The sequence below is a fragment of the Mesorhizobium sp. M2C.T.Ca.TU.002.02.1.1 genome (assembly GCF_003997225.1).
Map to the genome: position 1 here is coordinate 1 of NZ_RZTO01001422.1, position 698 is coordinate 698.

At 64.9% G+C, this 698-nt stretch carries 1 protein-coding gene; it reads left to right on the forward strand.

The window, feature by feature from the left end:
• A partial coding sequence (locus EOD07_RS36515; RefSeq protein WP_164772967.1) for a hypothetical protein occupies positions 1-698 on the forward strand: 698 nt, incomplete at both ends.

A 698-nucleotide genomic window follows, 5' to 3' on the forward strand; every position in this document is an offset into this window, starting at 1 on the left:
ACCAATAACGGGACGACGGCAGGCTCCGTCGGCGCGTCGGTCGCGGTCAATGACATCACGCAGACAATTTCGGCGACGGCGACGGATACCTCCATCTCGGCCGCCAACGTGTCGGCCACAGCCGACAACAGCGCCGTCATCAACGCGCTGACGATCGCCGGTTCGGCATCCGTCTCGACCGGCGGCAATGCGCTTGGCGGCGCGGGCTCCGGCTCAGGCAACTTTGTGGTTTCCACGACCACGGCCGGCGTGCTGAATCCGTCCGGAAGCAGGAATTTGATCGCTACGGGCGACATAAAGATCGAAGCGACGGATTCCAGCGAGATTGACGCGGATGCGGGCACGGGGGCTCTGTCGGTCTCCACCAACGGCGGCAATATGGGCGCCGTCGCAATAGGTGCCGCCGCGGCCGACAACGAGATCACCAAGACGACGACGGCGGCGCTGCAGAACGTCAATGCGAGCGGCGCGAATGTCGACGTGACGGCCAGCTCCACCGGCACCATCAGTGCCTTCACACTCGGCATCTCCGGGTCGCTGAACACCAGCAACGGTCCCCTGTCGCTGGCTGGCGCCGGCTCGGGTTCGGGAAATTACATCACGTCCACGACCACGGCGAGCATCGATCCTAGCACCGTAAACGCTACCGGCGACGTGACGGTTTCCGCGATCGACAGCGCCACCATCACGGCCACGGC